General features: G+C 73.3%; 22 protein-coding genes. 9 read left to right on the forward strand and 13 right to left on the reverse strand.

Annotation, left to right across the window (positions count from 1 at the left end; all coding sequences use genetic code 11):
- Positions 1 to 8 precede the first annotated feature (8 nt).
- Positions 9 to 1,559: an acyl-CoA synthetase gene (locus ACGF2V_RS08490; RefSeq protein ID WP_362704728.1), complete on the reverse strand. Its 1,551-nt coding sequence runs from the start codon at positions 1,557 to 1,559 to the stop codon at positions 9 to 11.
- Positions 1,556 to 2,665: a nitronate monooxygenase family protein gene (locus ACGF2V_RS08495; RefSeq protein WP_362704731.1), complete on the reverse strand. Its 1,110-nt coding sequence runs from the start codon at positions 2,663 to 2,665 to the stop codon at positions 1,556 to 1,558. The genes ACGF2V_RS08490 and ACGF2V_RS08495 overlap by 4 nt, the downstream gene beginning before the upstream one ends.
- A 182-nt stretch (positions 2,666 to 2,847) precedes the next feature.
- On the opposite strand from ACGF2V_RS08495, the gene ACGF2V_RS08500 reads away from it, so the two are divergent.
- Positions 2,848 to 4,701: a serine hydrolase gene (locus ACGF2V_RS08500; protein WP_362704734.1), complete on the forward strand. Its 1,854-nt coding sequence runs from the start codon at positions 2,848 to 2,850 to the stop codon at positions 4,699 to 4,701.
- A gap of 317 nt (positions 4,702 to 5,018) precedes the next feature.
- On the opposite strand, the gene ACGF2V_RS08505 is transcribed toward ACGF2V_RS08500, so the two are convergent.
- Entirely contained in the window at positions 5,019 to 5,474 is a 456-nt protein-coding gene (locus ACGF2V_RS08505; protein ID WP_362627589.1) for a MarR family transcriptional regulator, read from the reverse strand.
- A gap of 498 nt (positions 5,475 to 5,972) precedes the next feature.
- Here ACGF2V_RS08505 and ACGF2V_RS08510 point away from each other — a divergent pair, with 498 nt between their 5' ends.
- Positions 5,973 to 6,479, forward strand: coding sequence for a hypothetical protein (locus ACGF2V_RS08510; RefSeq protein WP_362627592.1), 507 nt, complete (start codon positions 5,973 to 5,975; stop codon positions 6,477 to 6,479).
- Between the two features lie 340 nt (positions 6,480 to 6,819).
- Here the strand turns inward: ACGF2V_RS08510 and ACGF2V_RS08515 are convergent, their stop codons facing one another.
- The 5 genes from ACGF2V_RS08515 to ACGF2V_RS08535 all read right to left on the reverse strand — a co-directional run bounded on the left by ACGF2V_RS08515 (position 6,820) and on the right by ACGF2V_RS08535 (position 12,883).
- On the reverse strand, positions 6,820 to 8,382 hold the full coding sequence (locus tag ACGF2V_RS08515; protein ID WP_392911254.1) for a phytoene desaturase family protein: 1,563 nt from the start codon (positions 8,380 to 8,382) through the stop codon (positions 6,820 to 6,822).
- Between the two features lie 7 nt (positions 8,383 to 8,389).
- On the reverse strand, positions 8,390 to 10,390 hold the full coding sequence (locus ACGF2V_RS08520) for a tetratricopeptide repeat protein (RefSeq protein ID WP_392911257.1): 2,001 nt from the start codon (positions 10,388 to 10,390) through the stop codon (positions 8,390 to 8,392).
- Between the two features lie 225 nt (positions 10,391 to 10,615).
- Positions 10,616 to 10,882 (reverse strand): SHOCT domain-containing protein, encoded by a 267-nt coding sequence (locus ACGF2V_RS08525; protein ID WP_362622494.1) that lies wholly within the window; start codon positions 10,880 to 10,882, stop codon positions 10,616 to 10,618.
- Positions 10,883 to 11,032: 150 nt separating this feature from the next.
- The gene (locus tag ACGF2V_RS08530; RefSeq protein WP_362622491.1) at positions 11,033 to 11,908 is read right to left on the reverse strand and encodes a universal stress protein; all 876 of its coding nucleotides are present in this window, start codon (positions 11,906 to 11,908) and stop codon (positions 11,033 to 11,035) included.
- A 297-nt stretch (positions 11,909 to 12,205) separates the two neighbouring features.
- On the reverse strand, positions 12,206 to 12,883 hold the full coding sequence (locus ACGF2V_RS08535) for a CBS domain-containing protein (protein WP_362622488.1): 678 nt from the start codon (positions 12,881 to 12,883) through the stop codon (positions 12,206 to 12,208).
- A 347-nt stretch (positions 12,884 to 13,230) separates the two neighbouring features.
- Between ACGF2V_RS08535 and ppk2 the strand changes: the two genes are divergently transcribed.
- Positions 13,231 to 14,052, forward strand: coding sequence for a polyphosphate kinase 2 (gene ppk2, locus ACGF2V_RS08540; protein WP_362622485.1), 822 nt, complete (start codon positions 13,231 to 13,233; stop codon positions 14,050 to 14,052).
- Here ppk2 and ACGF2V_RS08545 read toward each other — a convergent pair.
- Complete coding sequence (locus tag ACGF2V_RS08545) at positions 14,010 to 14,939, reverse strand: universal stress protein (RefSeq protein WP_362622482.1); 930 nt, start codon at positions 14,937 to 14,939, stop codon at positions 14,010 to 14,012. The genes ppk2 and ACGF2V_RS08545 overlap by 43 nt on opposite strands.
- A 255-nt stretch (positions 14,940 to 15,194) precedes the next feature.
- Here ACGF2V_RS08545 and ACGF2V_RS08550 point away from each other — a divergent pair, with 255 nt between their 5' ends.
- Genes ACGF2V_RS08550 through ACGF2V_RS08560 form a run of 3 tightly spaced genes read left to right on the forward strand, consistent with a single transcriptional unit; the run spans position 15,195 to position 17,784 of the window.
- Positions 15,195 to 16,610: a nicotinate phosphoribosyltransferase gene (locus tag ACGF2V_RS08550; protein WP_362704742.1), complete on the forward strand. Its 1,416-nt coding sequence runs from the start codon at positions 15,195 to 15,197 to the stop codon at positions 16,608 to 16,610.
- A 50-nt stretch (positions 16,611 to 16,660) separates the two neighbouring features.
- Complete coding sequence (locus tag ACGF2V_RS08555) at positions 16,661 to 17,116, forward strand: cyclic nucleotide-binding domain-containing protein (protein ID WP_362622477.1); 456 nt, start codon at positions 16,661 to 16,663, stop codon at positions 17,114 to 17,116.
- Positions 17,117 to 17,160: 44 nt separating this feature from the next.
- Entirely contained in the window at positions 17,161 to 17,784 is a 624-nt protein-coding gene (locus ACGF2V_RS08560) for a CBS domain-containing protein (protein WP_362704745.1), read from the forward strand.
- 395 nt (positions 17,785 to 18,179) lie between these two features.
- Here ACGF2V_RS08560 and ACGF2V_RS08565 read toward each other — a convergent pair whose 3' ends face one another.
- Positions 18,180 to 19,082: a universal stress protein gene (locus ACGF2V_RS08565; RefSeq protein ID WP_362704747.1), complete on the reverse strand. Its 903-nt coding sequence runs from the start codon at positions 19,080 to 19,082 to the stop codon at positions 18,180 to 18,182.
- 283 nt (positions 19,083 to 19,365) lie between these two features.
- On the opposite strand from ACGF2V_RS08565, the gene ACGF2V_RS08570 reads away from it, so the two are divergent.
- Both ACGF2V_RS08570 and ACGF2V_RS08575 read left to right on the forward strand, forming a co-directional pair.
- Positions 19,366 to 19,644 (forward strand): CBS domain-containing protein, encoded by a 279-nt coding sequence (locus ACGF2V_RS08570; protein WP_362704749.1) that lies wholly within the window; start codon positions 19,366 to 19,368, stop codon positions 19,642 to 19,644.
- A gap of 147 nt (positions 19,645 to 19,791) precedes the next feature.
- Positions 19,792 to 20,673, forward strand: coding sequence for a universal stress protein (locus ACGF2V_RS08575; RefSeq protein ID WP_362704751.1), 882 nt, complete (start codon positions 19,792 to 19,794; stop codon positions 20,671 to 20,673).
- Positions 20,674 to 21,232: 559 nt separating this feature from the next.
- Here ACGF2V_RS08575 and ACGF2V_RS08580 read toward each other — a convergent pair.
- A complete protein-coding gene (locus ACGF2V_RS08580) occupies positions 21,233 to 21,832 on the reverse strand; it encodes a hypothetical protein (protein ID WP_362704755.1) in 600 nt (199 codons plus the stop codon).
- A gap of 359 nt (positions 21,833 to 22,191) precedes the next feature.
- Positions 22,192 to 23,265: an alcohol dehydrogenase catalytic domain-containing protein gene (locus ACGF2V_RS08585; protein ID WP_362622463.1), complete on the reverse strand. Its 1,074-nt coding sequence runs from the start codon at positions 23,263 to 23,265 to the stop codon at positions 22,192 to 22,194.
- A 478-nt stretch (positions 23,266 to 23,743) separates the two neighbouring features.
- Here ACGF2V_RS08585 and ACGF2V_RS08590 point away from each other — a divergent pair, with 478 nt between their 5' ends.
- Positions 23,744 to 24,397, forward strand: coding sequence for a CBS domain-containing protein (locus ACGF2V_RS08590; RefSeq protein ID WP_362622460.1), 654 nt, complete (start codon positions 23,744 to 23,746; stop codon positions 24,395 to 24,397).
- A 40-nt stretch (positions 24,398 to 24,437) separates the two neighbouring features.
- Here the strand turns inward: ACGF2V_RS08590 and ACGF2V_RS08595 are convergent, their stop codons facing one another.
- Positions 24,438 to 25,325, reverse strand: a complete 888-nt coding sequence (locus tag ACGF2V_RS08595; protein ID WP_362622457.1) for a universal stress protein — start codon at positions 25,323 to 25,325, stop codon at positions 24,438 to 24,440.
- Between the last annotated feature and the right edge of the window lie 74 nt (positions 25,326 to 25,399).

Raw genomic sequence — 25,399 nt, forward strand, 5'->3', positions numbered from 1 at the left:
ATGGCGGATCACACGGCCCGCGGACGCCCCTCCCAGTACGGGTCGCGCAGTCGCCGTTTGTACAGCTTGCCGTTGGGGTCGCGGGGCATCGCCCCGATGAAGTCGACGCTCCGGGGGAGCTTGTACCCGGCGAGGCGCTGCTCGCAGTGGAGCAGGATCTCGGCCGCGAGGGCGTCGCCCGGTTCGTGTCCCGGGGCCGGTTCGACCACGGCCTTGACCGCCTCGCCCCAGTCGGGGTGGGGAATGCCGAAGACGGCCGCGTCGGCGACGGCGGGGTGGGCGAGGAGTGCGCCCTCGATCTCGGCGGGGTAGATGTTGACGCCGCCGGAGATGATCATGTCGATCTTGCGGTCGCGGAGGAAGAGGTAGCCCTCCTCGTCGAGGATGCCGAGGTCGCCGACGGTGAAGAAGTCGCCGACGCGGTTCCTCTCCGTCTTCGCCTCGTCCTTGTGGTAGCGGAAGCCGCCGGTGTTCATCCTCATGTAGACGGTGCCGAGTTCACCGGGCGGCAGGCGGTTCCCGTCGTCGTCCAGGACGGCGAGTTCGCTGATCGGCCAGGCCCTGCCGACGGTGCCGGGCTTCTTCAGCCAGTCCTCGGCTGTCGCGAAGGCGCCGCCGCCCTCGCTGGCCGCGTAGTACTCCTCGACGCTTCTCCCCCACCACTCGATCATGGCCCGTTTGACGTGGTCGGGGCAGGGCGCGGCACCGTGGACGGCGTGGCGCATGGAGGTGACGTCGTACCGTCGCTTCACCTCGTCGGGGAGGGCGAGGAGGCGGTGGAACTGGGTCGGGACCATGTGGGTGTGGGTGCAGCGGTGGGTGTCGATGAGCCGCAGCATCTCCTCGGGCGCCCATTTGTCCATCAGGACGAGCCGGTGCCCGATGTGGAGGGACGCGGCGGCGAACTGGAGGACGGCCGTGTGGTAGAGCGGCGAGCACACCAGATGGACGTTGTCGTCGAAGGGCCGGATGCCGAAGATTGCGAGGAAGCCGCCGAGATGGCTCTCCTCGGGGAGCCTGCCGGGGAGCGGGCGGCGGATGCCGCGCGGCCGTCCGGTGGTGCCGGAGGTGTAGTTCATGACCCAGCCGAGCGTGCGGTCCTCGGGCGGCGTGCCGGGCCGGCCGTCGAGGAGTTCGCCGTACGGGCGGAAGCCGTCGACCGCGCCCACGGCGTAGCGGCGGTCGGCCGGGAACCCCGCCTCGTCGGCGGCGGCGGTCGCGGCGGAGGCGAAGCGTTCATGGGCGATGAGGACCTTGGCGCCGGAGTCGGAGACGATCCAGGCGATCTCGGGTCCCACGAAGTGGTGGTTGACGGGGACGAGGTAGAGGCCCGCCTGGGCGGCGGCGAGGTAGGCGGTGAAGAACTCGACACCGTTGGGCAGCACGACCGCGAAGGCGTCGCCGTGTCGCAGCCCCGCCGCGCGCAGTCCGTGGACCAGCCGGTTGGCCGCGGCGTGCAGCCGTCCCGCCGTCCAGTCATCGCCGTCGGGAGCGGTCAGCACCGTGCGGCCGGGGTCGGCGGCGGCCTGGGCCCAGAAGCCGTTCGGCGGGGTGTTCATGAGGCGCTCCGTCCGGCGATGCGGTTGATCCGGTCGACTGCGCGTTCGAAGCCGCGGGTCAGATCGTCGAAGACGGCGTGTACGCTGCGTTCGCTGTTCATCCGGCCGACGATCTGGCCGACGGGGGTCCCGAGCAGCGCGCCGGTCTCGTACTTCTGGATGCGGGACAGCGCCTCGGCGACCAGCAGCCCCTGGAGCGGCATGGGCAGGGCGCCGGGGCCCGACGGGTCGTCCCAGGCGTCGGTCCACTCGGTGCGGAGCTGGCGGGCGGGTTTGCCGGTGAGGGCGCGGGAGCGGACGGTGTCGCCGGAGCCCGCGGCGAGGAGCTTACGGGTCAGGGCCGGGGAGTGCAGGTCGGCCTCCTCGGTCGTCAGCCAGAGGGAGCCGAGCCAGACGCCCTGGGCGCCGAGGGCGAGTCCGGCGGCGATCTGCTCGCCGCTGCCGATGCCGCCCGCGGCGAGGACGGGGAGCGGTCCCACGGCATCGACCACGTCCGGGACCAGGACCATGGAGGCGATCTCGCCGGTGTGGCCGCCCGCCTCGTACCCCTGGGCGACGACGATGTCGATGCCCGCGTCCGCGTGGTGGCGGGCATGTCGGGCGCTGCCGGCGAGCGCGGCGACGAGGACGCCTTGGTCGTGAGCGCGCCGGACGACGTCGGCGGGCGGTGAGCCGAGCGCGTTGGCGAGCAGCTTGATGGGATAGTCGAAGGCGACGTCGAGCTGGGTGCGGGCGACGTCCTCCATCCACCCCGTGATGCGCCAGCCGGACGCCTCGCCCTCGGCGAGTTCCGGCACTCCGTGCTTGGCCAGGGTGTCCCCGACGAACTGCCGGTGCGCGTCCGGGATCATCGCCTCGACATCGGCCTCGGTCACGCCTTCCACCTTCCTGGCGGGCATGACGACGTCGAGGCCGTACGGCTTGCCGTCGGTGTGCTCCTGCATCCAGTCGAGGTCGCGCGCGAGGTCGTCGGGGGCGGTGTAGCGGACCGCGCCGAGTACGCCGAAGCCGCCGGCCCTGGTGATGGCTGCGGCCACCGCGGGGAACGGCGTGAAGCCGAAGATGGCGTGCTCGACTCCCAGTTTCTTGCTCAGCTCCGTCTCCATGGGGCGCAGGATGCCGCAGCCGGACGGCCGAAGGAAGAGATTTTCTGATGCTACGTCAGATTCTTTGTGACGCCGGAGCCCTCCGCGACGGCGGGGGTGACAGTAACCTCTGCGGCGGAAAGAAGTTTCATCATCGGAAACGATTTCGAAAATTACTTTCGCGCGGCGGGAAGGGGTCTCGGATGACCGAGGACACGACCGGCAACAGAGGGATCAGCCGACGCGGGCTGAGCGGTGGGATGCTGGCCCTGGGCGGGGCACTCGCCCTGGCGCCGATACCGTTCGCGGAACGGGCGTCGGCCACGGAGTCGGGAGCGGAGTCGTCGGGTATGCGCGCGGGATCCGGGACGGGTACGGCGTCCGGGCGCGCCCGCCCGACGCTGCGGCGCGGATCCGCCGCCCGCGCCGGTCTCTCGCCGGAGCAGCTGGACCAACTGGTCGCGGACGCCGAGAAGTTCCTCTCCCCCTCCCCCGCACACCCCTGGTACGCCGGTGCGGTGCTGCTGGCCGGGCGGGGCGGCACGGTGGCATTGCACCAACCGATCGGCAAGGCCGTGCGCTACTCCGGTTACGACGAGAAGACCGACACGGGGGTCGAGTTCCCGCCCGACCGGCAGATCGCCATGGCCGAGGACACGGTCTTCGACCTGGCGTCGGTGTCCAAGCTGTTCACCTCGATCCTGGCCGTGCAGCAGATCGAGCGCGGAACGCTGGAGCTGGAGGCGAAGGTCGCCTCGTACCTGCCCGACTTCGCCCGCGCCGGGAAACATGACATCACGGTCCGTCAACTACTCACGCACACCTCGGGATTCCGGTCCTGGATCCCGCTGTACAAGGCGCCGACCCGCGAGGGGCAGCTGGAGCTGCTGTGGAACGAGGCGCCGGCCAACGCGCCCGGCACGGTGTACCTCTACTCCGACCTGAACCTGATCTCGCTGCAACTGGTACTGGAGAGGGTCACCGGCCGCGCGCTGGACGTCCTGCTCCGCGAGGAGATCACCGCTCCGCTCGGGATGCGCCGCACCCGGTACAACCCCCCGTCCTCCTGGAGACCGAGGATCGCGGCGACGGAGGACGCCCGGCCCCCATGGTCCGGCCTCGACCGCGGGCTGGTCTGGGGCGAGGTGCACGACGAGAACGCGTACGGCCTGGGCGGCGTCGCGGGGCACGCCGGAGTCTTCTCCTGCGCCTGGGACCTCGCGGTCCTCGCCCGCACCCTGCTCAACGGCGGGGTCTACGGCCGGGCGAGGATCCTGTCCGACGCCTCGGTGGACCTGCTGTTCACGGACTTCAACACCGCATTCCCCGGTGATGCGCACGGGCTCGGGTTCGAGCTCTACCAGCACTGGTACATGGGCGCGATGGCGACACCGCGCACGGCCGGGCACACCGGCTTCACCGGCACGAGCCTGGTCCTGGACCCGACGACCGACTCGTTCCTGATCGTTCTCGGCAACTCGGTGCACCCGGTACGCAGTTGGCGTTCCGGCAGCGCGCCGCGCGCCGCCACCGCCAACCGGATGGCGCGGGCCGTCCCGGTCCGTCCCCTCCGGGGCCGCACGGCGTGGTTCTCGGGGATGGCGAGCGCCTCGACGGCCACACTCACCCTGCCCGCGCTGCGCCTGACCTCGTCCCGGGCCCGGCTGACGTCGGCCCTGTGGTGGGACACCGAGCCCGGTTCGGACTTCGTCCTCCTGGAGGCGTCGGCGGACGCGGGGACGACCTGGCAGCCGGTACCGTTCACCACCTCGCCGCTGGACGGGCACGGCCGCCCGGAGCCCGAACCGCACCCGACGGGCTCGGTCTCCGGCTGGTCCGGCCGGATCTGGCACCGGCTCGACGCCGACCTCGCCGCATGGCGCGGCAAGAAGGTGCGGCTGCGCTGGCGTTACACCACGGACCAGCGGTACCTCGGACGCGGGGTGTACGTGGACGCGATCCGGGTCGGGGACGGCGGCCGGACGGTCTTCGACGACAACCGGCGCGCCGACGCGGCACGGATCGAGGCGCTGGGGTGGACGGCCTCGGCGGACTGAAGGAGGGGTGCGGCCGGGGCGCGCCGGGCCCGGGCACCGCCGTTCGCCACAGGCCGTCGCCCCCGGGGCCGGCCGCGCCGGAGAGCCGGCCCGCTCCCCGCTCGCGGTGATCCACCAGAGGTCGTCGCGCCCCCGCGGTCGATGCCCGCGGGGGGCTCGTCGAAGAAGAGCGCCTCCGGCAGGTGGGTAACGGAGGTGGTAACGGAGGTGCGGGACTTACGGGACGGCGGCGGGGACGCCGACGGCCGTGGGGGCGGGACGGCGGCCGGCCCCGGGCGACGGGGCCTGGGGTGGGAGGACGGTCGCGGGGTGGAGGGTTACGAGGCCACGCCGCGGCCGGGGAGGCCGGCGCCGCCGAGGTGGGCCAGCAGGGCGGACAGCCGGCCGATGTCCTCCTTGCTCCACGGGGGTGCGGCGAAGATCTCGGCGGCGACCTGTTCCGCCGTGGCGAGCATCTCCGTCAGGCGCACGCGGCCGGTGCCGGTCAGCGCCGCGTAGGCCACCCGGCCGTCGCGGGCATTCGTCTCGCGCGTCACCAGTCCGATCCGCTCCAGCGGCGCCAGTCCCCGGGTCACCCCGGAGGCGGTCAGTCCCAGTGCCTCGGCCAGGTCCACCCGGCGCATCCGGCCGCCGGGCGCCTGTCCCAGACGCAGCAGCATCGTGAAGTCGGCCATGCTCACGCCGTGCAGCCCTCCCAGACTCGCGTCGAACCGCTTCACCAGGACTGTCTGGGCCCTCGCGAGACGCAGGGCCGCGTCCAACCCCTCACTCATTGCCACCTCCTTGATTACTCAAGCATATTTTTCGCACGTGAGTCGTCAAGGATTTGATGGAGTGGCCCGCATGTTCGGACGTTCTTCGGGCTCAGGCGTGCCGACCGGCGTGCCGACCGGCGTGCCGACCGGCGTGCCGACCGCTGTGCCATCAAGCACAAGGTCTCCGATCGGCCCGCGGACGCGCCAACCGTCGCAGTGCGGGCCCAGGATCCGTTGGGGTTCGGCGCACCGAAACCCCAACGAATCCTGGGCGTATTGCCACATAGCTGGACATATCGGAACCGGCTCGCTACCTTCGAGTGGAGGCGTCAAAGCTGCGTAGTTGCAGGCATGCAGCGCAATTGGCGTTCGGAAGCCGGAATCCACCGGCCCCTCAGGTGCCCACGCACAACACACCGTGCAGATACCATTCCCTGGCTCACGACCGCATTCGTCTGCGTCCGGCCAGGTCCGAGGCACCATCGGCGCGTATTGACCTCGTGAAAGGGGATAGCTATGCGTGCACAGCACATCATCGCTCTGGCGAGCCCCCTCGTCGCAGCAGCCGTGGCCCTCTCGCCGGCGGCGATGTCGCAGGCCGCGGCCGCCACCACGGACACCTCGGCAACGACAACCTCCGACACCGCGCGTTTCCCCTCGGACGATGCCTCCGAGGGCCAGACAAAGGGCGCGAGGGACGGCAGGCGCGACGGCCTCACCAACAAGTGCGACTACCGCCACTCGTACGCTCCGGCGAAGACGACGGAGGAGTACACGGACGCGTACTCGCTCGCGTACCGGACCGGCTACGACATCTACTGCAGCGACGGCGCCTCCCCCATGGTGCCTCCGGGACCCAACGATGCCGCCGAGGGCAAGGCAAAGGGCGCGAGGGACGGCAAGCGCGACGGCCTCACCAACAAGTGCGACTACCGCCACTCGTACGCTCCGGCGAAGACGACGGAGGAGTACACGGACGCGTACTCGCTCGCGTACCGGACCGGCTACGACACCTACTGCTAGCCAGGGGTGTGGGTCGGCAACTCCCAAGCAGGTCAATGGCTGTGACTGGCGGTGAGCTGGTCACAGCCATTGGTCTGGTCACAGCCATTGGTCCGGTTCCGGCAGGACGAGGTCCCGCGCGCACGTTCGGAAGGCCGCTGAGCGCGCGCACGCCCTGGCCGCCCGGACCATGCTCCTGGTCTGCGCCGGTGCCATCGCGGCGGCGACGGTCCCCAACCTCTGTGTACGGGACGTGTACCGCGTCGACCGCCGCTGAACGCACGGGCGCGGTCCGGCGTAAGGGCTGTCCCTCGCGGCGCTCCCGGCGACGTCTGCCGGGAGCGGCGCGGGAACGGGAGGGTCACCGACCGAGCGCCGCCATGGCGGCGTTGTGGCCGGGCACACCGCTGACCCCGCCGCCGCGCACCGCGCCCGCCCCGCACAGCAGCACGTTGGCGTGCCGCGTCTCCACACCCCAGCGGCCCGTGTTTTCCGAGGCGTACGGGAACGCGAGGTCGCGGTGGAAGATGTGACCGCCCGGCAGTGCCAACTCCCGTTCCAGGTCGAGCGGTGTCTTCGCCTCGATGCAAGGCTCGCCGTTCGCGTCGACGGCCAGACAGTCCGCGATCGGTTCCTCCAGGTGGGCGTCGATCTGGGCGAGCGTGGCGGCGAGCAGTCGGGCGCGTGTCGCGGCGTTGTCGGCGGCGAACAACCGGGCGGGGGCGTGCAGGCCGAAGAGGGTGAGGGTGTGGTGGCCGCTCGCGGCGAGGCCGGGGCCGAGGATCGACGGGTCGGTCAGCGAGTGGCAGTAGACCTCGGACGGCGGGGCGGTGGGGATCCGGCCGGTCGCCGCCTCCCGGTAGGCGTCGGCGAGCTGCCGGTACCCCTCGGCGATGTGGAACGTCCCGGCGAACGCCGCGCGAGGGTCGACGGAACGGTCGCGCAGCCGGGGCAGCCGGGTGAGGAGCATGTTCACCTTCAGCTGCGCCCCTTCGGCCGGGGCGGGCGGTTCGTCGCCGACCAGGGCGGCGAGCGCCCGCGGCGAGGCGTTCACGAGCACCCGGCGGGCCGCGACGACGTGCTCCGCCTCCGGTGAGCGGACGGTGACCTCGGCGTGCGTCCCGTCGGTCTCGATCCGGGTCGCCTCGTGCCGGACCCGGATCTCGGCCCCGGCCGCGCGGGCCGCCCGGGCCAGGGCGTCGGTGAGGGTGCCCATGCCGCCGACCGGTACGTCCCAGTCGCCGGTGCCGCCGCCGATGACGTGGTAGAGGAAGCAGCGGTTCTGACGCAGCGACGGGTCGTGCGCGTCGGCGAAGGTGCCGATCAGGGCGTCGGTCAGCGCGACTCCGCGGACGAGGTCGTCGTCGAGGTGCCGCTCGACGGCGACGCCGATGGGCTCCTCGAAGAGTGCCCGCCAGGCACCCTCGTCACCGATCCGTTCACGCAGCGCGTCCCGGGTGGGCAGGGGCTCGGTGAAAGTCGGGAAGACCCGTCCGGCGACGTGCCGCGTCATGCCCTGGAAACACCGCCACGCCTCGTAGGCGCGGTCCGAGCCGGTCAGCGCGGCGAAGGAGTCCCGGGTGGCGCGGTCCTCGCCGACGAGGAGACCGGTCGCCCGGCCCTCGCGCACGGTCGGGGTGTACGAGGAGACGGTCCGCCTGCGCACGGCGAAGTCCAGGCCGAGGTCGCGGACGATCTTCCGGGGCAGCAGGGACACCAGGTACGAGTAACGCGACAGGCGGACGTCGACCCCGTCGAAGGGACGGGTGGAGACGGCCGCTCCACCGGTGGCGGCCAGGCGTTCCAGGACCAGGACGGACTGTCCGGCACGGGCGAGGTAGGCGGCGGCGACCAGACCGTTGTGGCCGCCGCCCACGATCACCGCGTCATAGCGGTCGGGAGCGGGCAGGTTCCTTCGTAGCACGGGGCGTTCACACCCGGCCGGAGGCGGCGGGGCCGGGGCCGTCGGGCGGCGTGGCGGGTCGGTGGCGCAGTGCGGCCACCCGGCGGTACAGCTCGACAGCCTCCGTTCCCCGGCCGGTCTGCTCCAGGCAGTGCGCCTCGTCGTTGCGGGCGGCGAGGGTGTCGGGGTGACCGGCGCCGAGGACGCGCTCGCGGGTCTCGGCGACCTGGTGGTAGAGCGTGAGTGCGTCGGTCCAGCGGCCGAGCCAGCCGAGGCCGACGGCGACCTCGCGGCGGCTGACCAGGGTGTCGGGGTGGTCCGGGCCCAGGACGCGCTCGCGGATCGCGCAGACCTCGCGGGCCTCGGCGAGCGCCTCCTCCCAGCGGGCGAGGCGCCCCAGGTTGACGCCGAGACCGTGACGGGCACGGAGTGTCTCGGGGTGGCTGGGGCCGCTCGCCCGGATCCGGTCGCCGACGAGGGCGCGGTACAGCTCCAGGGCCTGCGCGCTGCGGCCCAGGCGGCCGAGCGCGATACCCGTCTCGTAGCGGGCGGCGAGGGTGTCGGGGTGGTCGGGGCCCAGGACGCGTTCGCGGCTCCCGGCCACCCGGCCGAACTCCCGCAGCGCGTCCTCGGACCGGCCCGTGCGCGCGAGGGTGAACCCGATCTCGTATCTGCTGGACAGCGTGTCCGGGTGGTCGGGGCCGAGGGCCCGCTCGCGTTCGGCGGCGACCGCGCGATGGACCTCCTCGGCTTCCTCCCAGTGACCGAGACGCCCCAGGTTGAGGCCCGCGCCGTGGCGGCCGGCGAGGACGGAGAGGAGTTCCGGGGACGGGGCCGGCCGCTCGGTCCGGGCGGGTGACGGCTGCGCCGCGAGGTGCCACGGCCCGGTGCCGCTGATCCCTTCGATGCCGGGATGCCGCGGAACGGCGCCGGTGCCCATGGCCGCTTCCCCGGAGTGATGCCATCGGCCGGTGGCGGTGGTCCACTCGGCGGTGAGGCCCGCGCAGCGGCGGGGCGGGGCGGTCCGCGGAAGGCCGCCCACGGCCTTGGGTCCGGTCGTCATGCCGCGGGTCCAGGCCGGCAGCTCCCGCCCGGGACGCGTGGCGGGGGCGGGCGGCGGGGGCGGGGCGAGCGAAGCGGGCGGAACGTGGCCGGTGGGCCCGGGCCGGTGCTGCTCGCCGGTGCGCCCGACCGCGATGCGGCGACGCAGGTCGCCCGCGTCGGCGGGCCGCTCCTCCGGTTCCTTGGCCAGCAGGTCCAGGACGGCGCGGTCGAAGAACCCGGGGAGTTCCGCCCGGCGTGCGCGCAGGGGCTCGGGCTCGGTGTCACGGTGTCCGACGAGGACGGCCCAGGTGTCGTCGAGGTCGAACGGCGGCGCCCCGGTGGCGATCTCGTACAGGACGCAGCCCAGGGAGTAGAGGTCGCTGCGGTGGTCGACCTGGCCGCCGCCGATCTGTTCCGGCGACATGTAATGCGGGGTCCCCATGGCGATGCCGGTACCGGTGAGGCGGGAGGTGAAGCCGATGTCGCGGCCCAGCCTGGCGATGCCGAAGTCGCAGATCTTCACCGTGCCGTCGGCCAGGCGCATGATGTTGGCGGGCTTGAGGTCGCGGTGCACGATGCCCTGCCGGTGGGTGTAGCCGAGGGCGTCCGCGACCTGCTCGGCGATGTCGACGACGTCGGGCACCGGGAGCGGGCGCTGTTCGTTGTCCTCCAGGAGCTGACCGAGGTTGCGGCCGTCGAGGAGCTCCATCACCAGGAACAGGACGCCGTCGTCCTCGCCGAAGTCATGGACCACGGTGACGCCCCGGTGCTGGAGCGAGGCGGCGACGTGGGCCTCGCGGCGGAAGCGCTCGCGCAGGACCCGGGTGAACGACTGGTCGTGCTGGGGCCCCACGGGCTTGAGGCATTTCACGGCCACCTGACGGCCGAGCGACTCGTCCCGGGCACGCCACACCTCGCCCATGCCCCCGCGCCCGATCAGATCGAGCAGTCGGTACCGGCTCTGGACCAGCCTGGTGTCCGCCATGTCGTGCTGTCGCCCCCGTCGCTCCGCCCACTGCCCCCGCGCCCTCCCCGGCGCGTCCAGTATGGCCGCCCGGGGCGCGATCCGTACGCGGCGGGGCGGCCTGCGGGGCCGTTCGACCCGTCGCGGCCGGGCGCGGCCGGGTGGAGGCCGTCGGCAAAGCCGCGTGACGCCCGGGGCGACGGCGTCGTTCGGCACCGGCCGCGGAGCGGGGTGGGCCGGGGTGGTTCAGCGCTGTTCGCGGAGCACGGTGAGGCGGCGTCTGTACTCGTCCTCGTCGATCTCCCCGCGGGCGAACCGTTCCGCGAGAAGGTCCTCGGCCCGTCGGCCGCCGCCCCAGCCGGCCTCGCCGGAGGGCGGACCCGACCGGTTCCCGCGCCCGCCGCCGAGGTAGCGGGTGAGGGCGACGATCCCGGCGATCAGCAACGACCAGAACACCACCATGATCACGGCCATGAGGAGCCATCCGCCGCCCCAGCCGTCGTACCACATCATGCCGATCACCTTCTGCCGGACGACCGTTCGTCCCCGTTCGCCCCCCTACCCGTTCCCCGTCCCCGTCCCCCAGTGTGACGCGGCGCGCCGTCGGCCGGCGAGGGGAGGAACGGGCCCTGCCGGGAGGCGACGGCCCGTCCGGCCCTCGCGTCAGTCGTGCGGTACGACGGCGACGGGGCAGCGCGCGTGGTGGATGGCGGCCTGGGCCACGGGTCCCAGGTGCGGCGCCAGGGGACGGTGGTGCCTGCGCCTGCCGACGACCAGCAGGTCGGCGCCCTCGCAAGCCCGTACGACGGCTTTGGCGGGGCTGGCGAGCACGGCGCTGTCGATGACCTCCACCCTCGGGAACCGGTCGCGCCAGGGGCGGAGGGTCTGGCCGAGGAGCTTGCGCGCGTCCCGGGCGATCGCGTCCGTCACACCGTGGTCCACGCCCCAGGGCACGTACGCGTCCACCGGCAGGCTCCGGCCGTGGACGGCCCGCAGGGGGCTGCCGCGCGCGGCGGCGGACTCGAAGGCGAATGCGAGCAGTTCGTCGCAGGGCCCTTGCGGGTCGAGCGCCACCACCACGCCGCCCGCCGCGGCCCGCCGGGGCGGCGGGCCGTCCTCGTCCGTGCCCGCGCGCACCAGGACCACGGGCCGCTCGGCACGTGCCACGACGGGCATGCTGATGTCGCCGAGGAAGTAGCTCTCGACGGGCACCAGGCCCCGTGAACCGAGCACGACCATCTCGGACTCCGCCGCCGCGCGCAGCAGCGCGTCCTCGGCGTCGTCGGCGACCAGGCTGCCGACGACGGAGAGGCCCGGGTGGCGGGCCTGGATCTCCGCCTTCGTGTGTTGCACGATCCGCCGCGCCCAGTAGTTCTGGTCCATCTCGGCCGGTACGCGGGCCGGTTCCGGCACCAGCAGGGGCCACGCGTGCAGCAGGCGCAGGGTGAGTCTGCGCCGCTCGGCCTCGTCCGCGGCCCAGCGGGCGGCGGCCAGGCTCTCCGGCGACCCGTCGAGGCCGACGGTGACGACTGGATCCATGACGACTTGCCTCCGTCTCGCGAGAAGCGGGGAACGACGGTGTGCGTGTGCCGCCTTCCCGTACCGCCTGCCTGTCACCGCCGTGTCCCGTCACGGGGCGGCGCCCGGGGTTGGGGCCTGCGCCCGGACGGCGACGCGGCTGCGGCTTCGGGAGCATCCGCGGGGAGGCGGCGAGCGCGGGTCGCGCTCCTTTCGAGAAGTACCGCAGATGCGCCGAGGGCGCATACGGAGCCCATCGGCGCGGACGTCGCGGTCCTCGGCGCGGACGTCGCGGTCCTCGGCGCGGACGCGGCGGTCTCACGTCCCGCCGGAGGCACCGCGGGTCTCGTCGTCCGCCCGGGGCGTCAGGTGCGCCGTCACGGACACCACACCGTCGACGCTCCGGCACAGCCGCTCGATGACGGGGACGAGGCCCTTGGACTCGACGGATCCGGTGAGGACCACCTGCCCCTGCCGGACCTCGATGGTCACCGCAGCGGGATCGAGGCCCATCGTCCCCCGCAGCACGTCGCGGTCGATCTCCTCGCGGATGGCCTCGTCGCGGCGCAGGAAGACCCGCAGCAGGTCCCTGCGGCTGATGATGCCCAGCAGTTTGTCCGTCTCGTCGACGACGGGCAGCCGCTTCACGTCCTGCACCTCCATGAGACGGGCCGCCTCGACGACGGTCCACTCCGGACGCGCGCACACCGCGGGGGCCGACATCAGTTCCTCCGCCCTGGCTCCCTCCGCCTTGGCCCGCTCCCACGCCTCGATGCGCGGGATCGGTGTCAGGCCGGACGGGTCGTCCCGGTCGGAGCACTTGCGCAGCAGATCGGCCTCGGACACCACCCCCATGGGCCGGTCCAGCTCGTCCACCACGGGCACCGCGGTGACGTCGTTCTCGGCCAGCAGTTCGACGATCTCCTTGAACGGCAGGTCACGCCGCGCCCGGACGACGTCCCGGGTCATGAGCTCTGCAACCGTTCGGTGCTCCATGCGACTTCCCCTTCGGGATGTGACGACCGACGGTCCGGGAGTGGTCGTCCACGCCCGGAAGTGGTCCTGTGTCGAGCGGATCAGGAACCCCGGCTCGCGCGGCCCGGCCGACCGGGCCACTCCTCGGGGCCGGTGCGGCCCGGGAACGGCCCGCGGGCCCTACGGCGCGGTGCGTTCCTCCTGGTGCGGCGGCACGCCGTGCGTGGCGGTTCGAGTACGCGGTTCGAGTCGGGTACGCGGTACCAGTACACACCTGTCCGGTCCGGCTCGCCCCGGCGGGTCGTCGTCGGTCGTCGTGCGGCGCTGACGCTTGACTTCGGGCACGGTCATCTTCGTAACGTCGCCGCATGTCGGACGAGAAGGGCTCGAGTGGATCCGGAAGACTGGCCCGCCCGCTGTACGAGCGGGAGCTGTACCGGCTCCAGACGGAGCTGGTGAAGCTCCAGGAGTGGGTGCGGTCCGAAGGCGCACGGCTCGTCGTGGTGTTCGAGGGACGTGACGCGGCGGGCAAGGGCAGCACGATCAAGCGCGTCACCCAATACCTCAATCCGCGCGTGGCGCGCATCGTCGCACTGCCCCGCCCCACCGAGCGCGAGCGCGGCCAGTGGTACTTCCAGCGCTACGTCGAGCACCTTCCCGCCGCGGGGGAAGTCGTCCTGTTCGACCGGAGCTGGTACAACCGCGCGGGCGTCGAGCACGTCATGGGGTTCTGTACTCCGGAGGAGCATCGGCGTTTCCTCCGCCAGTGCCCGGTCTTCGAACGGATGCTGGTCGAGGACGGCATCCTGTTGCGCAAGTACTGGTTCTCGGTGAGTGACGCGGTGCAGGAGCAGCGGTTCCGGCGACGGCTGCGGGATCCCACCCGCCGCTGGAAGCTCTCCTCGCTGGACCTGGAGTCGATCAACCGCTGGGAAGCGTATTCACGGGCCAAGGACGACATGTTCGCCCGTACGGACACTCCCGACGCGCCCTGGTACGTGGTCGACAGCGACGACAAGCGCCGGGCACGGATCAACATGATCGCGCATCTGCTGTCGACGGTGCCGTACGAGGACCTCGCACCACCGGTGGTCGAACTGCCCCCACGCCCGCCGGCCACCGGATACCGGCGTCCGCCGAGGGAGCTTCAGACGTTCGTCCCCGACCACGCGGCCGAACTGGGCGGGTGAGACGGGTTCCCGGCCCGCCGTGCCTCCGGCGGGATGACGGCCACGGGGCAGTCGGCGCGGTGGAGCAGGGAGCGTGTCACCCGGCCGAGCGGGGAGCCGAGACGGGTGCGGCGGCGGTGGGTTCCGACGACGATCAGGTCCGCGGCGGCCGAGCGGCGGACCAGCACCTCGGCGGGCGTTCCCTCGACGACGGCCGAGCGCAGCCGGACCGCCGGGTGGTCTCGTACGCACCGGGCGACCGCGTGGTCGATCACCGTCGCCGCGCGTTCCTTGCAGTAGAGGTGCGGCTCACCGGCGGCACGGGGATGGTCGGCGCGGTCGCCGGGTGGGCACCGCCAGGCGTGCACGGCGTCCAGGACGCAGTCCCGCACCGCCGTCTCGTAGAAGGCGAACCGCACGGCGGGCCCTTCCTCCGGTTCCGCGACGCCCAGCAGGATCCGCCCGTGCGCGGCCTCGACACCCGCCTCGTCGCCGCGCACGACGACGACGGGGCACGGGGCCGACGCGGTCACGGCCGAGCTGACCGAGCCGAGCAGGAGCCCGGCGACCGCGCCGGTGCCCCGCTCGCCGACGATCAGCATCCCGGCGTCGCGCCCCTCGCGCAGCAGGACGGACGCCGGGTCTCCGGGCAGCACCTCGGCCGAGACCTCGGCCTGCGGACGGTGACGGCGGGCCCGCTCGGCGGCCGTCTCCACGATGTTCTCGGCACGTGCCCGTTGTGAGGAGCGTCGGGCGGCACGGGCCGCGCTCCCGTCGCCCGCGCGCCCGGACACGTACACCACCCGCAGGGGCAGCCCGTGGACGGCCGCCTCGTCGGCGGCCCAGGTGACCGCTCGCAGAGCCGTGTCCGATCCGTCCACACCCGCGACGACGGACGGCTTCGTCATCGTCCCCACCGCCTTCCACTGCGCCGGTCAGGAATTCCCCCGCTTTCCACGGTGGCACCGGAGCGGTCCCTTCGTGAGGACCGTCCGGCCCTTGTCCGTGCTCCGGACGGGCGGCCGCCCCCGGCCCCGTCGGCCCCGCGACGCCTCCGGCTGGCCCGCAAGGTGAGGGGGGCCGATAGTGGAGGAAGGCGGGCGGAACCGCGCGGTGCGGCCGGCGGTCCGGGAGGACGGCGCGGCGGGAGGAGGGTGCCGTCGATGTCGAAGGCCACGAGCACCGACCTCTACGAGGTCACCATGGCCCAGTCGTATCTGCGCGAGGGCATGACCGGGCCCGCCACGTTCAGTCTGTTCGTCCGCGAGCTGCCGCCGGACCGGGGCTTCCTGGTCTGCGCGGGCCTGGAACCGGTGCTCGCCTACCTCGCCGACTACCGGGTGGACGCGGACGACGTGGCCGTGTTCGCCTCCGTGACGGGGCAGCGGCGCGAGGACCTGGCACCGCTGCTCGACCTCGAGTTCGAGGGCGAGGTCCGGGCGGTGCCCGAGGGGCGCGTCGTCCTGGCCGGTGAGCCGCTGCTGGAGGTCACCGCCCCTCTTCCGCAGGCCCAGCTCGTGGAGACGTACGTGCTCAACCAGGTGAGCCACCAGACCGCTGTGGCCTCCAAGTGCGCCCGGTGCGTGCTGGCGGCCGACGGGCACCCGGTCGTGGACTTCTCCCTGCGCCGCACGCACGGCATCGAGGCCGGGCACCAGGCCGCCCGGCTCGGGGCCATGGTCGGTTTCGCCGGGACCAGCAATGTGGCCGCCGCCCATGCCGAGGGCCTGGCCGCGGTCGGCACGATGGCCCACTCGTACGTGGAGGCGTTCGGCACCGAGGAGGACGCGTTCCGCGCCTTCGCCCGGTCCCGTCCCGGCCCGGTGACCCTTCTCGTGGACACGTACGACACCGTGGCGGGTGTGGAGACGGCGGCGAGGGTGCTGCGCGAGCTGGGGCTGGGCCCCGGGTGTGCCGTCCGCCTCGACAGCGGGGACCTCGGGGCCCTGGCCGTGCAGGCCCGGGCCGTGCTCGACGCCGCCGGGCTGCGGGAGACCCGGATCGTGGCCAGCGGGGGGCTCGACGAGTTCGCGGTGGACGACCTGGTCCGTGCGGGGGCGCCCGTCGACACGTTCGCGGTCGGCACCCGGGTCGGCGTCTGCGCGGACGCGCCGTACCTGGATTCCGCGTACAAGCTGGTCGAGTACGACGGCCGCCCGGTGATGAAGCTGTCGTCGGCCAAGGTGACGGCGCCGGGCCGCAAGCAGGTGTTCCGGCGGCCGGGGCAGGCGGATCTCATCGCCCTCGCCGACGAGCGGCCGCCGCCCGGCGCGGTCCCGCTGCTGGAGGCGGTCATGCGGGAGGGACGCCGGGCCTCGCCCCGCACGGGGTCGGCCGAGGCCCAAAAGCGGTTCACCGCCGATCTCGCGGCGCTGCCGCCCCGGGCCCGCGCCGTACGGGCACCGGTCGCGCCGAGGGCGGAGCTCTCCCCGCGTCTCGTGTCGCTCACGGCGGACGTCCGCCGGTACACCGAGGCGCGTTTCACGGGGGACGGCCACCGGTCCGTCCACCCGGCCGCACGGCCCGGCACGGGGAGCCGCCCCGCCCGTCGGGAGGGGCCGGTCGGCCCATGTCCATGAACCGGTCGCCCGGCGATGCTGACTCCGGACCCACCACCAGGAGGCTGTCGATGAGCACTTCTCCGACCCGTGTCACCGCTCTGCCCGCCCAGTTCCGCACCCGGTTGCTGCGCGTCGGCCGGGAGGTCAACTTCGACGAGGGCGTCCGCCTCTTCGACGAGGGGGACTACGCGGACCGCTTCTGGATCCTGCGCTCGGGCACCGTCACGCTGGACTTCCGCGTCCCGGGCGGTCGCTCGGCCTCGATCGAGAACCTGGGCCCTGGTGAGCTGGTGGGCTGGTCCTGGCTCTTCGAGCCCTACCTGTGGCACCTCGGAGCGGAGACGATGACCCCGGTCCGCACCCACGAGTTCGAGGCCGCGACCATACGGATGATGATGGACGCGGACCCCGCCTTCGGTTCCGCCGTCGGCCACTGGGTCGGGCAGGTTCTCGCCCACCGGCTGCAGGCCGCGCGGATCCGTCTGCTCGACCTCTACGCCCCGCACGGCGGCGGCTCGCTCTGAGGAGTCGCGGGGGCGTGCCGGCCAACCAACTTACGGAGCACCCCATGGCCGCATCCCGATACACCGTCAGCGATGTGATGACCCATACGGCCGTGGCCATCGGCCGCGACGCCTCGTACAAGGAGATCGTCGAGCTGATGTACGCGTGGAAGGTCAGCGCGGTGCCGGTGCTCGAGGGCGAGGGCCGGGTCGTCGGTGTCGTCTCCGAGGCGGACCTGCTGCCCAAGGAGGAGTTCCGCGCGGACGGTCCGGCGCCGGGCCGTGGGGTCGAGGAGGCGTCCAAGGCCGACGCGGTGCTGGCCGAGGAACTGATGTCGAGCCCGGCCGTCACCGTCCACCCGGACGCCACGCTCGCCGAGGCCGCCCGGATCATGGCGCGCAGGCAGGTCAAACGCCTGCCCGTCGTGAACCGTCTCGGCATGCTGGAGGGCGTCGTGAGCCGCAGCGACCTGCTGAAGGTGTTCCTGCGCCCGGACGAGGAACTGGGCGAGGAGATCCGGTCCGCCGTGTTCGCCGGGCTGCCCGTCCCGGACCGTGTGGACTTCGACGTGCTGGACGGGGTCGTGACCCTTCGGGGGCCGCTCCGCAACCGTGCCCTGCTGCCGCTGCTGGTCCGGGCCGTCCGTGCCGTCGAGGGCGTCGTGGACGTGCGCGTGGAGTTCACCTGAGCCCCCGGTTCGCCCGGGCTCCCGGCGCACCGGGTTCCGGGCGATCGTCCGGCGGCGGGTGTGGTCGGCGCGGCCCCAGGAACCCGCTCAGGAGAGCCGCGTCCTCGAGGAGGCACCTGGACGGGCCCAGAGGCTCGGTCTCCGGGACGGAACGCAGCACGCGGACGTACGACGCGGCGGATGCCACGGGCCAAAGACCGGTCCGCGCCGGTCCGTCTCGTCCGCCGTCCGGGCCGAGGGCGGATGTCGGCCCTCGGACGGTTCGGTGCCGATGACGCTCTGCAGGTGTCCGGGGACCGGCGTCCGGTGTCCGGAGCCCGTCCGCCGGTGTCCGGGGTCCCCGCCCAAGGTCCGCCCGCGGTGTCCGGAGCCCGTCCGTCGGTCTCCGGCGTCCGTCATGCCTCGCTCTTCTGCCCGGTCCGGCGCCGCGGAATGAGCTGCACGGGGCAGTGCGCGTGGTGCACCAGGCTGTGCGTGGCGCGGCCGAGGGTGGGGCCGATGTACCCGGGTGACCGCCGTCCGCCCATCACCAGCAGGTCCGCATGGCGCGACGCCTCCACCAGGGCCGCGGCCACGGACAGGCTCTTCTCGGCGTCCGCCCGCACGGTCAGTCCCGGGAACTCGTCGTGGATCCGGTCGGTCAGGGCGGTCAGACGGCGGGCGTGTTCGCCGACGACGGTGTCGACGCCGTCGAGCATGGGCGCGGCGGCCCCGGCGGACTCGAACACGTTCCATACGTGGAGCAGTCGCAGCGTCGCCCCGCGGATCTCGGCCTCGCACGCCGCGTACCGGGCGCATTCGGTGTCGTTCTCGTCGCGGACGGCGGCCAGGACGACACCGGTCACCGCTTCGTCGTCCCCGCCCCTGACCACGACGACGGGGGTCGTGGCCGCCGCGACGGTCCTCAGCCCGACGGATCCGAGCATGAGGTACGCGAACCCGCCCAGCCCTCGGCTGCCGACCACGACGGTGCCCCGAAGACCCGCGGTCCGTTGCAGGCTGGGCACGGGTGCGCTGCGGCTGAACTCCGCCGTGACGCGCAGGCCGGGGAACCGTTCCGCGACGACGGCCGCGGTGCCCCGCAGCAGTTCGTAACCCGCGTTGCGCACGCCCTCGATGCTGTCCGCCGAGAGGTAGAGACTCCGTGTGTCCGTGTCCGCGCCGTGGACGATGTGGAGCAGGGTGCCCCGGCGTGCCGCCTCGTCCGCCGCCCAGAGCACTGCGCGGCGGGCCGGCTCGGAGCCGTCGACGCCGACCACGACGGAGCCCAGTTCCGGGCGGCCGATGCTGCCTTCCATGGTTCCTCCTGACCGAGTTGCGTCGGTGGGTCGGCTCGCACGCCCGTAGCCCAGGCGCCGCGCGCAGGGCCTGTCAGGGCCGCCCGGGGGCCGATGGCCCCTGTCCGCGTCCCATCCTGCCCCCGTCCGAGCGCCCGAGCCGGGCCGACCGGCCCCGGCCGCTCCCCGTTCGGCCCTTCTCCTCCGGGCGCGGCCGGGCGGATCGTGGCTCGTGGAAGATCCGTGCCGTTTCGTCCGTGCGGGTCTCGGCAGGGGTCTGCGCGAGGCGGCGGAAGGGGCTGCCGTGAAACGCATCGGAGCGGCCGACGTGATGACCGACGCGCTCGCCTCGGTCGTTTCCGCCACCTCCTTCCCGGAGGTCTCGAGGCTCCTCGCACAGCACGACATCAGCGCACCGCCCGTCCTCGACACCGAGGACCGTGTGACCGGCGTCGTGTCCGGGGGCGACCCGCTGGGCCGACGGGCGCCGGGGCGTCGGGGAACGACGACGGACCGGGCCCCGCACGCCGCCGGCCCGCCGGCCCGCCGGTCGCGTCGCCTCCGCCGGTCCGGTGCCCGGTGATCCGACGGCAGCCGTTCCGCAGGGTCCCGCCTCACCGCCGCCGATGTCGTGGCGGCGCCGCGGTGACGGTCCGCACCACAAAGAACGCACCGGACGGGCACGGATTCCTCGACCACGGCCGGTGCTGCCCGGCCCGGGGAGGTCATCATGAACCCACGCATCGTCGTCGGCTTCGACGGAACCGCGGAGAGCGTCGCGGCGTCCCGTTGGGCCGCGCGGGAAGCGCTCCTGCACGGCGTGCCCCTGCATCTCGTCCACGTCGAGGAGTCGTTCACGGTCCTCGACGTCCCCGTGGCCGGATCCGGTCCGCGCCCCGAGAACGGGGACGCCGACGAACTCCTGCGCGGGGCCCGCGAGGAACTGCTGGAGGAACACCCGCGGCTGGAGATCGGCTACGAATCGCTCGGCGGCCGCCCGGCGGCGGCACTGGCCGCCGCCGCGACGGACGCGGGCATGCTGGTTCTCGGCTCCCGGGGACTGGGCACCCTCGCAGGTGTCGTCCTCGGTTCCGTCGGCATGGCGGTCGTCCACGCCGTGGAGCGACCGGTCGTCCTGGTACGTGCCACGCGGGACGCGGTGCCGCGCGCGGGGGAAGGTCACGTCGCGGGCGACGTGGTCGTGGGCGTCGACACCGGTCGTCCGTGCGACGCCCTGCTCTCCTTCGCGTTCGAGGAGGCCGCACGGCGGCGTTGCACGCTCGTCGCGGTGCACAGCTGGACGCCGCCCCCGCTGGCGGGGTACGGAGCCGCCTACAGCCCGGAGCGCAACGCGCGGATGGCCGAGGCCATGAGGACCGAGCTGGACGACATGCTGAAGCCCTGGCACGACAGGTGTCCGACGGTCGCCCTCGACGCGCGGTCCGGGATCGGACGCCCCGCCGAACAGTTGCTGGAAGCGGGAGCCGCGGCGGATCTCGTGGTCGTCGGCCGCCGTGTCCGCCGGTCCCGGATCGGCGGACACATCGGTCCGGTGGCCCACGCGATGCTCCACCACTCCGCCGCCCCGGTCGCCGTCGTCGCCCACGCATGAGCCCCCGTGCGGCGCGAGTCCGCACGCGCATGCCCGTGCACGACGGGTGCGGTGCGCGCGGCCCTGTCGCCGTCGCACCCCGCGCCCCGGCCGGTCGCGGTCGGTGTTGGCCCTCAGTAGGGCATGCGGCGGCCGGAAGGCGTGCGCAGGTCCGGCTGGAGGGGTCTGCGGGGCTTCCTCGGCCGGACCCGGATCCGTGTGCGCCACATGGTTCTCACCTCTTCGGGAGCCGGAATCGCTCGCCAGGAGTCGGGGACCGCCCGGACAGGGCCCAGAGCCCTGGGCGGGGTGCGGCGCGCCGGACTTCCCGCCGCTCCGCGGCGGTCCGGGACATGCGTCCGACTTCCACGATCGCTCCCCCGGCGGGGACATCGCAGTGCCGAGTGGGCCACAGCGCGCAGGGGCCGGTCGGCCCATGGCCGGGGACCGCCCGGACGAGCCCGGAGCCCTGGGCGAGGTGGGGCGCGCCGGGCGGCACGTCCCGGACCCCGCCGGGCCTGGCGCCCGCTCCCGTCACCGGCGCCGACGACGGTCGGTCGACCGCCCCCGGCAGGCCGGTTCAGACGCCCCAGTAGAGACGTTCGAGGTCGACGAGCATGACCTCGCCGCGGGCGTGGGCGGCGTGCAGTTCGGGGCTGAATCCGGATGCGCCGTAGAGCGCCGGGCGGACACGGCCGGTGTCGCCGAGGGGTTCGAGGCGGTCCAGGATGCGGCGCAGGTGCTGCAGATGGCGGATGTCCATGCCGGTGTTCCAGCGCGCGAGCCCCAGGGAGACGAGGGGGCCGCTCAGGAGGCCGTCCCTGCGGCGGACCACGACCTCGGCGTCGAGCCCGGTGGTCGCCGAGGGGTCGCTGAGGGAGCCGTGCGACACGGTGACGTGGTCGGCCCCGAGGGCGGACCAGTCGGCGTAGCCGGCCGCCCAGTCCCGGCAGACCTGGGCGAACCGGCGTCCGGCGACCAGGGTGTCGAAGTCGGTCCGTGCCTCCTCCCACACGGTCTCGGCATCGCTCTGTTCGAGGGCGGCTCTGCGCGGGCGCGCCACGGCGTGCTCGAAGGCGAGGAGCGGGTCGGCGATGTGGTGGCGTGTGATGCCCGGCTGCAGTCCGTCCGGTTGCGAGTGGAGCAGGCCGTGGTCGCGGAGGACGGCGAGGGCGCGCAAGGTGTCGGACGGCAGCGGCTGCGCGAGCCCTGACCGGGGGACGCGGATGCCCGGCCGCCCAGGAAGGAGCCGTATCCGGATGTCCCGGTGGCGACCCGTCGGGCAGGTCGACCATGTCGCCCGTGCTCGTCGCGACCTGTTCGCCGTCGATGACGGAGGTGAGCGGTCGTGACGTCCTGCGACGTGCATCCCCGGGCAGTGGACAGGTCCGGCGGGCGATCGGGGCGGAGCCCGGCTGGGCGAACCCGCCGTCGCCGGGCGTGCACAGGGCCTCTGCCTCGCGTTCGCGCTCGGCGTCGTGACCGCTGAAGTCCCAGGTCCAGCCCGTGCCCGAGCGCGCGCGATCGCCGGACGCGGACTCATGGCCGGCCCGGGGCCACGATCTCGTCGTGCTGGGTCCCGCCCAGCACCACTTTGAGGGCCCCCGTATCCCCGGCCCGTGCGAACACGTCGTACGCCTCCTCCATCTGTCCCAGTTCGAAGCGGTGGGTGATCAGGGTCGACGCGGAGAGCCGTCCCACGGCCGTCATGCGCAGCAGCATGGGTGTCGAGTACGTGTCGACCAGCCCGGTGGTGAGGGTGATGTCCTTGATCCACAGGTCTTCGAGGTGCAGCGTCGCAGGGCCGCCGTGCACCCCCACGTTCGCGACACGGCCTCCGGGCCGCACCATGCGGGTGCACATCTCGAAGGTCTCGGGCACGCCGACGGCCTCCATGACGACATCGGCGCCGAGCCCGTCGGTGAGGTCCTCGACGAGCCGTTCCGGTTCCTCGGCCGCGTTCACCGTCGCGTCGGCGCCCAGGGAGCGCGCGGCGGCCAGCCGGGACTCCGCGAGGTCGACGGCGACGACGCGCCCGGGGCTGTAGAGGCCCGCGCAGACGACGGCGGCCAGTCCGACGGGTCCGGCGCCGACCACGACGACGGTGTCGCCCGGACGCACTCCGCCGTTCAGCACACCGACCTCGTAGGCCGTCGGGAGGATGTCGGCCAGCAGCACCCCGTCACCGTCGTCGACGGACGCCGGCAAAGGGTGCACGGACAGGTCGGCGAAGGGCACCCGTACGTATTCGGCCTGGGTGCCGTCGATGGTGTGGCCCAGCACCCAGCCTCCTCCCCCCTGGCACTGGCCGTAACGGCTCTCGCGGCAGAAGCGGCACCGGCCGCACGGGGAGACGCAGGAGACCAGGACGCGGTCGCCGGGGCGCACGGTACGGACGTCCGATCCGGTCTCGACCACGGTGCCGACGGCCTCGTGGCCCAGAATCAGTCCGGGCGGCACGTCGAGCACGTCGCCCTTGACGATGTGGAGGTCGGTGCCGCAGATCGTCACGACGTCCACGCGGACGACGGCGTCGGCGGCGTCGATGACAGCCGGGTCCGGGACGTCCTGCCACGTGGTCCGTCCCGGGCCCTGGAAAACGAGTGCCTTCACGACGGCGTCCTTCCCGAGTGCTTTCCCGAGCCGTGTCCCCGTCCCCCGTGTCCGAGTCGTGTCCCCGTCCCCCGTCCCCCGTGCCCCGAGTCGTGTCCCCGCCCGCCGTGTCGTGTCCCCGGCGTGCCGTGTCGTGTCCCCGGCGCCGTCGCGCGCGTGGGCCTGCCGCGTGCGTGGGCCTGCCGCGTGCGTGGGCCTGTCGTCGTGCGCCGCCCCTCGCTCCCAGGCTGACCCGGCACACGGCCTCCGCGCTTGGGCCGGTCGGCCCTCGCCCGGGCCTGTCGGCCCCTGGTCCCCGTGGCACCGGGGACATGAGGGTGAGGGCGTTGCCTCCCGGCTGACGAGCGGCGACCGGGACCGGCGCACCGTCCGGACCTGTCCGGGCCGGTTCTCCGGTGTCGGTCGCCGGTCCCCGTCGTCCGCCCGCCCCGCCTGTCCAGCCCGTCCTGCCCGTCCTGCCCGTCCACCGAGGAATGCCATGAGCTCTGCCCGGTACACCGTCGACGACGTGATGACGAGGGCCGTCGTCACGGTCGCGCCCGACACGGAATTCAAGGAGATCGTCACGACCATGGAGCGGTGGAAGATCACCGCCGTACCGGTCGTCGACGACGAATCCCGTGTCGTCGGCGTCGTCTCCGAAGCCGACCTGCTGGCGAAGGAGGAGTTCCGAGCGCACCCGATCGGCATGATCGAGCAGATGAGGCGTCTCGGCGACACCGCCAAGGCGGGTTCGGTCAGGGCCGGGGATCTGATGTCGAGCCCGGCGGTCACGGTCCGGCCCGACGCATCGCTTCCGCAGGCCGCCCGCCTCATGGCCGAGCAGCGTGTCAAACGCCTTCCGGTCGTGGACGACTTCGGCGGTCTCAAGGGCGTGGTCAGCCGCGCCGACCTCCTCAAAGTCTTCCTCCGGGCCGACGGCGCACTCGCCGCCGACGTGCACCGCGAGGTCGTCGACCGACTGCTCCCCGCCGGGGAACGGTCGGTGGAGATCGCCGTCGCCCAGGGCGTGGTCACCCTGTCCGGTCACCTCCACGACAGCTCACTCATCCCCGTCGCGGCCCGCCTCGCGCAGTCCGTGGAAGGCGTGGTCGACGTGGACTGCCGGATCGAAGGCGCGGCACGCGTCTGAGCCGTCCCGCACCGGACGCCGCTGCGGGAGCGACGCGCCTTCAGGAGTGCGGGACGAGGAGGACCGGGCAGTGCGTGTGGTGCACAACGGCGTGTGTCACGTGCCCGAGCGGTGACCCGATGCGGTGGGAACGCCGCCGCGCCCCCATGACGATCACGTCCGCGTCGGTGGTCGCCCGCACCAGCGCCTCGGAGACGGATCCGGCGCGGACGACCCGTTCGGTCACCGACAGGTCCGGGAACTGGGCGCGCACGGGCTCGACGATCCGTGCCGTGGCTCGCGTCCGCTCCTGCGCGAGCCGTTCCGCGCCCTCGAACGCGGTCGCCGTGCTGCCGACGTTCTCGAAGAAGGACCAGGCGCTCACCACCCGCAGCACGGCGCCGTCCCGGCCGGCCAGCCGGGCGGCGCAGTGCAGGGTCGTCCCGTCGCGTTCGTCCCGCGCCGCCGCCAGGACGACGCCCGCCCGTTCGCGTTCCTCACCGGACTCACCGGGCACGACGACGACCGGAACCGACGCGTGGGCAACCAGATCGAGCGAGTCCGACCCGACCAGCAGCGGCGCGAATCCCCCACGCCCGCGCGAGCCGACGACGACCGTGGCGTCGGGATCCGCCTCGCCGAGCAGGCAGGGCGTCGTCCAGTTCCCGCACAAGGTCGTGGTCACCGGGACGGCGGGGGCCTGCCGACGGGCGAGCCCGGCGGCCTCGTCCAGCACCGAGTTCCCGAAGCGCACGATCCGTCGGCGGTCCTCCTCGCAGAGGTACGGACTTCCCTGACCGGCCCCGAGGGCGTGCACGATGTGCAGCGCCGTTCCCCGGGCGGCAGCCTCGCCCGCCGCCCATCGCACGGCCCGCAGCGCGTGACCGGAGCCGTCGGTGCCGACCACGACCGGCCCCGTCATGATCACCTCCTGCGGGGTGCTCCCCATGCTCTCTCCTCGTGTCTTCCTCGTGTCTTCCTCGCGCCTGCCTCGCGCCTGCCTTGCGTCTTCTGTGCGTCTTC

Source organism: Streptomyces sp. NPDC047982, assembly GCF_043204165.1.
Lineage (GTDB): Bacteria > Actinomycetota > Actinomycetes > Streptomycetales > Streptomycetaceae > Streptomyces.